The 11,496-nt window shown below is 35.1% G+C and carries 9 protein-coding genes; 7 read left to right on the top strand and 2 right to left on the bottom strand.

The window, feature by feature from the left end; translation table 11 throughout:
* The first annotated feature begins 9 nt into the window (after nucleotides 1–9).
* Nucleotides 10–345 (top strand): glycine cleavage system protein H, encoded by a 336-nt coding sequence (locus tag ACTQ54_RS03105; protein ID WP_441754576.1) that lies wholly within the window; start codon nucleotides 10–12, stop codon nucleotides 343–345.
* Nucleotides 346–399: 54 nt separating this feature from the next.
* Here ACTQ54_RS03105 and ACTQ54_RS03100 read toward each other — a convergent pair whose 3' ends face one another.
* Nucleotides 400–1,134 (bottom strand): gamma-glutamyl-gamma-aminobutyrate hydrolase family protein, encoded by a 735-nt coding sequence (locus tag ACTQ54_RS03100; protein WP_441754574.1) that lies wholly within the window; start codon nucleotides 1,132–1,134, stop codon nucleotides 400–402.
* 111 nt (nucleotides 1,135–1,245) lie between these two features.
* Between ACTQ54_RS03100 and holA the strand changes: the two genes are divergently transcribed.
* Entirely contained in the window at nucleotides 1,246–2,265 is a 1,020-nt protein-coding gene (gene holA, locus ACTQ54_RS03095) for a DNA polymerase III subunit delta (protein WP_441754572.1), read from the top strand.
* Nucleotides 2,266–2,303: 38 nt separating this feature from the next.
* On the opposite strand, the gene rpsT is transcribed toward holA, so the two are convergent.
* A complete protein-coding gene (gene rpsT, locus ACTQ54_RS03090) occupies nucleotides 2,304–2,567 on the bottom strand; it encodes a 30S ribosomal protein S20 (RefSeq protein ID WP_441754570.1) in 264 nt (87 codons plus the stop codon).
* A gap of 263 nt (nucleotides 2,568–2,830) precedes the next feature.
* Here rpsT and uvrB point away from each other — a divergent pair, with 263 nt between their 5' ends.
* From uvrB to ACTQ54_RS03065, 5 genes are all read left to right on the top strand, one after another.
* Complete coding sequence (gene uvrB / locus ACTQ54_RS03085) at nucleotides 2,831–4,822, top strand: excinuclease ABC subunit UvrB (RefSeq protein ID WP_441754568.1); 1,992 nt, start codon at nucleotides 2,831–2,833, stop codon at nucleotides 4,820–4,822.
* A gap of 30 nt (nucleotides 4,823–4,852) precedes the next feature.
* Nucleotides 4,853–6,877 (top strand): acyltransferase family protein, encoded by a 2,025-nt coding sequence (locus ACTQ54_RS03080; protein WP_441754566.1) that lies wholly within the window; start codon nucleotides 4,853–4,855, stop codon nucleotides 6,875–6,877.
* 204 nt (nucleotides 6,878–7,081) lie between these two features.
* Nucleotides 7,082–7,351 (top strand): 30S ribosomal protein S15, encoded by a 270-nt coding sequence (rpsO, locus tag ACTQ54_RS03075; RefSeq protein WP_441754564.1) that lies wholly within the window; start codon nucleotides 7,082–7,084, stop codon nucleotides 7,349–7,351.
* 163 nt (nucleotides 7,352–7,514) lie between these two features.
* The gene (pnp, locus tag ACTQ54_RS03070) at nucleotides 7,515–9,614 is read left to right on the top strand and encodes a polyribonucleotide nucleotidyltransferase (protein ID WP_441754562.1); all 2,100 of its coding nucleotides are present in this window, start codon (nucleotides 7,515–7,517) and stop codon (nucleotides 9,612–9,614) included.
* Between the two features lie 185 nt (nucleotides 9,615–9,799).
* Entirely contained in the window at nucleotides 9,800–11,485 is a 1,686-nt protein-coding gene (locus tag ACTQ54_RS03065) for a ribonuclease J (protein WP_441754560.1), read from the top strand.
* The last annotated feature ends 11 nt before the right edge of the window (nucleotides 11,486–11,496 follow it).

Raw genomic sequence — 11,496 nt, 5'->3', positions numbered from 1 at the left:
AGTGGAATAATGAAAAAATTATCCAATCAATTATGGATTGAAAAAAATGGTGATATTTATACAATTGGTATGACAGATGATTTACAATTTGATGCAGGTGACATCACTTATGCCAGTATTGCGAGTCTAGGATCGATTGATAAAGATGACACTCTATTAAACATTGAAGCTTCAAAAGCAGCGATTGAAGTACCAGCGCCATTCAGTGGTGAAATTATTGAGAGAAATGAAGAAGCTGAAAATAACCCTACATTGTTAGGTTCTAAAGAAAAAGCTGAACATTGGATCGTTAAAATGAATCAAGTTGACCCAGCGGATTGGGATGCATTAAAAGCAGAGGCGTAAAGAAAAAACCATTATACCTTTTCAAAGACTGAAAGGTATAATGGTTTTTGTTCTTTAATTTCCTTTTCCTTGTTTAGCTCTTTTAACTAAATTTTGGAAAACTTTTAAGCTTTTCTCATTTGTAAGAGCATTTAGTTCAGGATGCCATTGTACGCCTACGATACCTTGATCTTTATCAACGGATTCGATGGCTTCAATGACATTATCTTTACTCCAAGCGGTAACTTCTAAACCATTACCTAACTCATTAATTGCTTGGTGGTGGTAAGAATTGACATAGTCACCGGATTCCATGATATCTGAAATAATAGAATCTGTTTTAACTTTAATAGAATGCGTGACAAACTCAGCTTTCGTTTTTTGTACGTGTTGGATACTGATGCTCTCGTCTTCACTTAAATCTTGATATAAAGTACCACCAAAAATAACGTTGATTAATTGTAGGCCGCGGCAAACCCCAAGAACAGGTTTCTTTTGACGGACAGCTTCTTTAAATAATGCAATTTCAAATTCATCACGCATGGGTGAAGTCCGTCCTATTACTTTTCGAGGTTCTTCATTATATAGCATCGGTGAAACATCTTCTCCACCTGTTAAAATTAAAGCATCAATCATTGAAATATATTCTGTGACATTCTCTTTGTTAGCAAGGGGTAAGATAATCGGAACACCACCGGCTTTAACAACGGCTTGTGTGAACCCTTTGGGAGAGTAATTTACATCGAAAAATTCAAAATCGTAATCATTTATCGTAATGATATTTCCAGTTATACCAATGATTGGAAGCATTAAATTGACTCCTTTCAAGAATCTGATATTGTTATATAGTATATTGTAATCTCGATTAAAAGCAAATATAATTTTAATAAATCATAAAATCTAAGTTTTAAGGAGGGCAAAGTGGACTATCAAAGAACAATTCAAGAAATAAAAGCTGGGACAATTCAACCGATCTATTTTGTGTATGGTTCAGAGATATTTTTAAGACAATCATTTATTGATCAATTAATTAATCAAGTTGAAACCAACGATGAGTTAGATATTAGTCGTTTCGACATGGAAGAAGTTACTATAGATGTAATTTTGGATGAAGCAGAAATGTTTTCCTTTTTCTCAGATTTTCGGGTTATTATTGTTAATCAGTTTGATGTTTTATCTACCACATCCAACAAAAAATTAACGGATGCACAAATCAATCGATTACTCGCCTATATTGATAATCCTAATCCTTCTACTTATCTGATATTTATTCAAAATCAGGATAAACTCGATAAGCGTAAGAAGCTTACAAAGACATTCCAAAAGAAAGTGCTGTCGGTAGATGTTACTCCACTTGAAGAAAAAGAAGTAAGGCAGTTTATTCAAACTTATATAAAAGATGCCAATATTGACATAACACGCGAAGCGTTAACTGAATTATTGCAACGTGTTGATTATCAGTTAACACAAACTATGACTGAACTGAATAAGTTATCGGTCTATTCAAAATCAGGTAAGCCAGTTACGATTCAAACCGTAAGAGCGCTTGTTTCACGAACGCTAGAATCTGATGTGTTTGAGTTAGTTAGTGCATTAATTGATAGACAAGTCGATCTAGCTAGTCAAATTTATGAAGATTTGCTTCTATTAAAAAATGAACCGATAGCATTACATGCATTGATTGTTTCGCAGTTTCGCATCATTATACAATCAAAGATTTTGTCTCAAAGTGGTTATCAAATTAAAGACATTGCCTCACAACTTGTCATCCATCCGTATCGGGTACAGTTAGCTCTAAAAAGTGGTAAGATGATGACATTGAGTGCCTTAAGTAAGTTTTATCAATCATTAATAAAAGCAGATTTACAAATGAAAACCGGAGAAGGACCTAAAGATATTCATTTTTACATGGTACTTATCCGCTTAATACAAATGAGTTAAAAAAAAGACGATGCTTTAGTCATCGTCTTTTTCAAATATTATGCTTCTTTTGTATTCATTAATTTAGTTAAACGAGCTTTATCACGGTTAGCTTTATTTCTGTGAATTAAGCCTTTTGCAGCAGTCATGTCAATTTCAGAAATTGCAGCGCGTAAAAGTTCGTTTAAATCACCTTCACCAGTTTCTACGGCTTTACGGTAGTTTTTAATTGACGTACGCATTTGTGAAACACGGTTACGGTTATGTTCAGTTTTAGTTGCTGTTTGACGGATACGTTTAATCGCTGATGGATTATTAGCCATGTGGCGTCACCTCTTTCTTATCATTTTGTTAAGCTAGCCAAGCCAACTTAATCAACATTAAATATTATACATGAAGCGAGTGTAATTATGCAATAAAAAAATGCTTTTTTTGATAAAGATTCATGAAAGGAAAATTAAAAATGTGATTTATTTTACTGAACTATCAATAACTTCACGTAAAATTTAAAATTATTCATAATTTCTAGAGTATACTTTTAAAAAATAGTATACTAGAAATTGCTAATTAGAAAGGAAGTTTTTTTATGGTAGAATTTAAACTCGTATCTCCCTATCAACCAAGTGGTGATCAACCCACGGCTATTAAAGAGTTAGTTGAGGGGATTAAACAAAACAAAAAAGAACAAGTATTATTAGGTGCTACTGGTACGGGTAAAACATATACTGTTGCTAATGTGATTCAGGAAGTTCAAAAGCCAACCCTTGTATTAGCTCATAATAAAACTTTGGCAGGGCAACTTTATAGTGAGTTGTTAGAGTTTTTCCCTGAAAATTCAGTTGAATATTTTGTTTCATACTATGATTATTATCAACCTGAAGCCTATGTTCCTGCATCGGATACATATATTGAAAAAGAATCCAGTGTCAATGATGAGATTGATAAATTACGTCACTCGGCATCTTCTGCCTTAATCGAACGCAGAGATGTCATCGTTGTCGCTTCCGTATCTTGTATTTATGGATTGGTTGACCCTGAAAATTACCGTGAGCATGTCTTGTCACTAAGAGCAGGCCAAGAAATCAGTCGCGAAGCTGTTTTAGCACGTTTAGTTGAGATGCAATATGTCCGTAATGATATCGACTTTCAACGGGGAACTTTCCGAGTACGTGGTGATGTTATTGAAATATTCTTAGCTTCGCGTGATAAAGAAGTAATCCGCGTTGAGTTTTTCGGTGATGAAATTGAACGAATTCGTGAAGTGGATGTTTTAACTGGCGAAATTAAAAGTGAAGTCGCCCATTATCCAATCTATCCTGCTACCCACTTTGTCGCCAACAATGAGCAAATTACATCTGCAGTAGAATCTATTCGAGCGGAATTAGAAGAAAGATTGGTAGAACTGCGTAATGAGAACAAACTACTTGAAGCACAACGCTTAGAACAACGAACCAACTACGATATTGAAATGTTGTTAGAGATGGGCTATTGTAACGGGATTGAGAACTATTCTAGACATATGGATGGTCGAGCACCCGGACAAGCTCCTTATACCTTATTGGACTTCTTTCCTGATGACTATTTAATCGTCATTGATGAGTCGCATATTACAATGTCACAAATTCGCGGAATGTACAATGGTGACCGTGCCCGTAAACAACAATTAGTCGACTATGGCTTCCGTTTACCAAGTGCCATTGACAATCGCCCGCTTACTTTAGAAGAATTTGAAGGTCATGTTAACCAAATTTTATATATTTCAGCTACACCTGGGCCATATGAATTAGAACATACAAATGGTGAATATGTCGAACAAATCATTCGTCCAACTGGTTTACTTGATCCAATTATTGAAGTCCGCCCAATTAAAGGTCAAATTGATGATCTAGTCAATGAAATAAATATCCGTGCTGAGCGCGATGAAAGAGTATTTATTACGACATTGACAAAAAAAATGTCTGAAGACTTAACAGACTACTTTAAAGAACTCGATATAAAAGTAAAATATTTACATAGTGATATTAAAACTTTAGAGCGAACAGAAATTATCCGGGAATTACGTTTAGGGGTATTTGATGTTTTGGTCGGAATCAACTTATTACGTGAAGGATTGGATGTGCCTGAAGTATCCTTAGTAGCTATTTTAGATGCTGATAAAGAAGGATTCTTAAGAAGTGAACGATCACTGGTTCAGACAATTGGACGGGCAGCACGTAATGAAAATGGGAAAGTTATTATGTATGCTGATAATATGACAAATTCAATGGAAAGAGCAATTTCTGAAACGAATCGTCGTCGTGAAATTCAAGAAGCCTATAATGCGGAGCATGGTATTACACCTAAAACAATCAAGAAAGAAGTTCGTAATTTAATTCGAATTACAACGGAAGTTGAAAGTGATGAGAAACAAGAAAATATCCTTGTTCAGTTTAAACAGTTATCACGCTTGCAACGGGAAGAAGAACTTGAGCGCTTAACGATGGAAATGAAGCAATATGCTAAAGATATGAACTTTGAAGCTGCGGCCGACATTCGTGATATTATAATGGAGTTAAAAGCAACGTATTTTAAAAAATAAAATCTTTGTAAAATGAAAAGAGGGATAAGGTTGTCAAAAAATCGGATATTTAGTTTTGATGCCTTAAAGGGAGTCAGTATTATAGCCGTTATTATTTACCATTTATTTCCACAATTTTTACCAGGTGGTTTTCTAATGGTTAATACATTTTTTATTTTAGCTGGCTTTTTTGTTGGTAGAAAGCTCGAATCAATTGAGCTGCAAGATAATAAAATTTATTGGAAAAGTGTATGGCGTTATCTTAAACAAACTGTCAGTCGCTTATTCATTCCATTGCTGTGGATGATTTTATTCATTGTCCTAGGATTATTGATATTTAATCCAAAGGAAATAACTTACATGAGGACTGAGATATTAAGTAGTTTGTTTTTTGCTAATAATTTCTTCCAAATTAATGCAGATAGATCCTATTTTGTCCAAATGACTGATGCCTCACCTTTTACGCATTTGTGGTATAACTCTCTATATATTCAATTTTTCTTTGTGACGATATTTATTGTATTACTGACGAAACGCTTAAAAGTATCTATTCCTTTTAAGGGAATTTTATGGTCGATAGTGGTACTAGTTAGCCATGCCTTTATTATATTAAGGTATGTACCTGGTGAAGACCCTACAGATGTATATTATGGCTTAAGTACAAGGTATTCTGCCTTTGCCATGGGAGTTGGGGCCGTATACTTCATTCCGATTATTTTAAATGCAATAGGGCATTTTAAATATCGGCAACTTGTTTTTCGTTTTATTTCAATCAGTAGTTTTTTGATTTCTCTTGCTTTGTTATTTATGGTCAATGACCAAAATCCGATGACTTATTATTTTTGGATGCCTTTATATACCGTTGCTAATTTTCTGTTAGTATTTAGTTTGACAATTAAAGAACCAGTTGTTTCTTGGCTCCTAGCTAATCCGATATTAGTAATGATAGGGCAACGATCCTACTCTTTCTACCTATGGTATTATCCAGTAATTGTGTTCTTTATGAGCTTTACACGTACATATCCATTGGTATATTTACAAATTGCATCAATTGTGACGATATTTGTTATTGGAGAATTATTTTATCAACTGATTGAACAACCACGATTCGCTATTGCATTTGGTCATGATTTGAACTTTAAAACAAATTGGAATAATTTGAAAGCTGCTATTTCATTTCGTCACTTTAAACCTTTATATTTATTGAGAAGTATTATTGCGTTAGGCTTTATAGGTGTTTTTGTATTTGTCATGATTTTTATAGCGAATGATTATATTCCTTTAGCTCAATTTGACTTAGAATACCGTATGCGCCAGCGAATGACCAACGTTCAAGATACGATTTTACCGATTGAAAAAGAATTAAAAGCACCGGAAGAAAAAATTATTTTAATGGATGATACATTCGGTACATATTTCGTTAATGAATTTGAGACGACTGATCGTTTAGTCGAATTACAACGTCAAGCAATCGAGATTACAAGAAACGAAGCGGCACTTAATGATCAAATTGATGAACAACGTGCCATTATTAGCTCTATCGAAGAAGCGAATCCATTTTATTCACGATTCTTATCTACGCGAGAGATGCTTTTTGCAGCTGAAATACCTGTGACCTTTTTTGGTGATTCATTGATTTATATTAGTGCTCCCTACGCTTTAGACTTGTTCCAGTCGAGCAATGAATATGGTTATGGCAGTTTACAAATATATGATGCGACCCCAATTTTAGTCGATTTAATTGATCAGGGGGTTGTGAATGATACAATGGTGATTAATTTAGGGACCAATGCATCCCTGACAGATGAGGCCATGATTGATTTAATTGAAGCAGCTGGTGACCGTGAATTATTTTTCGTTAACACAAACTCCGCTGTTCAACATATTGAAGAAGTGAATAAAATTATTGCTGATTTTAGCTCTAGGTATGATAATGTTCATGAAATTGACTGGCATAGTTACCAACAAGGGCATCCAGAATGGTATACCTTAGACGATATTCATCATAGTGAAGAAGGTCGCGATCAGTTTGCCATTTTAGTTGCTAGGGAATTGTATAAATATTTTGAAGAATAAGGCTTAGTAGTCGCAATATACATAGCTAAAAATTAGAAAAATAATGTAAAACTATTGCGTTTTTTATCTATTTAGTGTAAATTGTACTAGCGTGGTCAAATGTTGCTGATTTATTCCGATGTTTGGTTACCTTACCCATGCTCAGTTAAACGAGTCACCAACGTTTTACTTGGTATGAGGCTTATTAAGAAAGAGGTGAATGAGATGGCATTAACAAAAACACAAAAGAATGAAATCATTCGTGAATATGCAACTCATGAAGGAGATACTGGTTCACCAGAAGTACAAATTGCTGTACTTACGGCTGAAATCAACTTACTAAATGAGCACCGCGAAATTCATAAAAAAGATTTCCACTCTTACCGTGGACTAATGAAAAAAGTCGGACACCGTCGTAATCTTTTAGCTTACTTACGTAAAAAAGATGTACAACGTTATCGTGTACTTATTCAAAAATTAGGATTACGTCGTTAATTCCAATGAACAGGATGGCCAACGCCATCCTTTTTTCATATGAAGTAAATAAATACAGATAAAGAAATTCGGAGTCGCAACTACTATACAACTATGAGTGTATTTAAATGAAGTAGATTGATACTTGTTTAGTAGTCCTCCGAAAGAAAAGAGGAGTATAAAAATGGAAAAAAAAGTTTACCATACAACAGTTGGTGGGCGCCCGCTTAGTGTCGAAATCGGTGAATTAGCCAAGCAAGCTAATGGTGCTGTCCTTGTACGTTATGGTGATACGGTTGTATTATCAGCTTCAGTAGCTTCGAAAAGACCAAGTATGGGTGATTTCTTCCCATTAACCGTTAATTATATCGAAAAAATGTATGCTGTTGGGAAAGTACCGGGTGGATTTATTAAACGTGAAGGTCGTCCTTCAGAAACAGCCACTTTAACAAGCCGTCTAATTGATCGTCCATTACGTCCAATGTTCCCAGAAGGAGTACGTAATGAAATACAAGTAACCAATACGGTTTTATCAGTTGATCAAGACCATTCACCAGAAATGGCTGCTATGTTAGGTTCTTCTTTATCATTAGCTATTTCTGACATTCCCTTCGATGGTCCGATTGCAGGAGTTAACGTAGGACGTGTGAATGGTGAATTCATTATTAATCCCAATGTTGAACAAACAGAAGCCAGTGATATTCAGTTAACTGTTGCAGGTACTTCAACGGCTATTAATATGGTTGAAAGTAGTGCCATGGAGGTTTCTGAAGCCGATATGCTTGAAGCTTTAATGTTCGGTCATGAAGCAATCAAAGAACTTAATCAATTCCAAAGTGAAATTGTAGCTGAGATTGGGAAAGAGAAATTTGAATTTGTATTAGCAGAAATTGATCCAGATATCAATGAACAAGTTGTAGCATTATTTAAAGAACCAATGGTTCAAGCGATTCAAACACAAGAAAAATTAGCTCGCGAAGATGCAGTTAATAAAGTAATGGAAAATGCGAAAGCATATTTTGAAGAAAAATATTTATTAGAATCAAATATTGCAGATATCTTAAAAGACGTGAATACAGCTTTACATGACTTAGAAAAAGATGAAGTTCGTCGCTTAATCACAAAAGAACGTGTAAGACCTGACGGACGTAAAATTGATGAAATCCGTTCATTGTCTTCATCAGTAGCACTTTTACCACGTGTTCATGGTTCAGGTTTATTTACTCGCGGACAAACTCAAGTTTTAACTGCCGCAACCTTGGCGCCTTTAGGCGAACATCAAGTCATTGATGGCTTAGGAATTGAAGAAGGCAAGCGATTCATTCATCACTATAATTTCCCTCAATTCTCTGTGGGTGAAACAGGACGTACGGGTAGCCCTGGTCGTCGTGAAATTGGTCACGGTGCTTTAGGTGAACGTGCATTAAAACAAGTGATACCAAGTGTTGACGAGTTCCCTTATACCATTCGTTTAGTTTCAGAAGTATTAGAGTCAAATGGTTCTTCTTCCCAAGCTAGTATTTGTGCAGGAACATTAGCATTAATGGACGCGGGTGTTCCAATAACAGCACCAGTGGCAGGGATTGCTATGGGGTTGGTTATGGAAGGTGAAGACTACACTGTTTTAACTGACATTCAAGGTTTAGAAGACCACTTAGGTGATATGGACTTTAAGGTAGCTGGTACAGCTAAAGGTATAACTGCTTTACAAATGGATATTAAGATTCAAGGTATTACAAAAGCAATCTTAGAGGAAGCTCTAGAACAAGCTCAAAAAGCGCGCTTAGAAATTCTTGATGAACTAATCTCGACATTAGCAGAACCTCGTACAACATTGAGCCCTTATGCTCCGAAAATTGACTTGATGACGATTAATCCAGATAAGATTAAAGTTGTGATTGGTCGAGGTGGAGAAACTATTAATTCGATTATTGATGCAACAGGTGTGAAAATCGATATCGATCAAAGTGGTATTATTAGTATTGCTTCTAGCAATCAAGAAATGATTGATAAAGCCAGATCAATGATTGAAGTATTAGTCAAAGAAGTTGAAGTGGGAGAAATATACAAAGGAACAGTTAAACGAATTGAAAAATTCGGCGCCTTTGTTGAAGTTTTACCTGGTAAAGATGGATTGGTACATATTTCAGAATTAGAACACCATCGTGTGAATAAAGTTGAAGATGTACTAAAATTAGGTGATACAGTTAAAGTTAAAGTAACTGAAATAGATGATAAAGGCCGAATTAACTTATCGCGTAAAGTATTGTTAGAACGTGATTAGTTAACGAAAAAAATAAAAGCTATTCTTACTCCTGATGATGACTCATGAAATTAGAGCGTTTAAGTGAGGAAGGATAGCTTTTTGGTTTTTTTATTCAAGTTAATCTATGCTATAATAAGCTTGATTGAAGCTGAAAAAATAACAGTAAGAATAAAAAGAAAGTATATATAGTTATGAGGTGGAGAATGAGTAATATAAAAATCATTCCTCTAGGTGGAATCCGTGAGGAAGGAAAAAACTTATATGTAGTGGAAGTCAATCAATCAATCTTTGTTTTAGATTGTGGATTGCTATTCCCAGAAGATGAATTACTAGGAATTGATGTTGTTATACCAGACTTTACGTATTTAGAAGAAAATGCCGATCGTGTTGTTGGGATTTTCTTAACACATGGACATGCTGACTCTGTTGGGGCATTGCCTTACCTGCTTTCGACAGTTGAAGTACCTGTATTTGGTACGGAGTTAACGATTGAATTAGCCAGTATATCAGCACGTTCACAAGGCTTAGAAGATCGATTAGAAAACTTCTTCAAAGTAGATGAGAATACAGAAATTGAATTTGAAGATGCAACGATTTCTTTCTTTAGAACAACGCATACTATTCCGGATTCAGTAGGGATTGTTGTGAAAACAGACGAAGGCTCAATTGTTTATACAGGTGATTTTAAATTTGATCCGAGTGCTTCTGAGTTGTATCAAACGGATTTTGGAAAATTAACAGATATTGGTGAATCAGGTGTTCTTGCTTTACTTGCAGACTCAGCTGAAGCAGAAAGCCCAGTTGAAAATGTCAGTGATTTAAAGATTACCCAAGAAATTATAGAAACATTCCGTAATTCACAAGGACGTGTCATTGTAGGAACAATCGGAAGTAATATTGCCCGTATCCAACAAGTTTTTGATGCAGCTTATGCATCCGGTCGAACGATTTTTATTGCTGGAGAAGAGTTATATGAGATTGTTGATACAGCCATTAAACTTGATAAAATCATACTACCTAGTCGTCGCATTTTAGGAAAATTAGATCAATTAGATGCAACGGAAGATAATAAAATCATTATTTTAGAAACAGGTAGTGCAGGTGAACCTTTAAAATCAATCCAGAAAATGGCCCAAGGACGTCATCCGAAAATAGCCATACAAGATGGTGATTTAGTTTATATAACATCTACTCCTTCAGTTGCTATGGAAACGCTAGTGGCCCGTACAACAGATATCGTATACAGTGTAGGTGGTTCTGTTAAAGAAATTACTGATAATTTTAAAACATCTGGACATGCGACTCCGAATGATTTGAAATTACTCATGAAATTTATGCAACCTAAATTTGTTATCCCTATTAATGGAGAATATCGTAATCTAGCTGCGCATGGAAAATTAGCTAATGAAGTTGGTATTCCTAATGAAAATATCTTTATTGCTGACCTGGGAGATGTGATTGAATACCAAAATGGCAAGATGACCATGACGAAACAAGTTCAAGCAGGAGATGTGTTAGTGGATGGTATTGGTGTAGGCGATATTGGGAATGTTGTCTTACGCGATCGTCGTATCTTAAGTGAAGATGGTATTTTTATTATCGTTGCAACGATTTCACGCCGTTTGGGCCGTGTTTTAGTTGGTCCTCAAATCACTTCACGTGGTTTCGTTTATATGAAAACGAGCTTAGACTTAATTGAAAGCTGCTCGGATATGACGATTGATATTTTAGAAGAGCATTTAGCCAGTGATGATTTTGACTGGAGTAATTTAAAGAGTGATTTAAGGGAAAAAATTGGGAAGTATTTATTTAAAGAGACAAAACGTCGCCCAGTTGTTTTGCCAATTATTATGGAAGCATCGAATTATCAGTTACCTGAAGAAAGATAAGGAGGGCCTAT

It is taken from the genome of Fundicoccus sp. Sow4_H7 (assembly GCF_052115865.1).
Taxonomy (GTDB): Bacteria; Bacillota; Bacilli; order Lactobacillales; family Aerococcaceae; genus Fundicoccus_A.
This window is presented reverse-complemented; position numbering and strand designations above follow the sequence as displayed.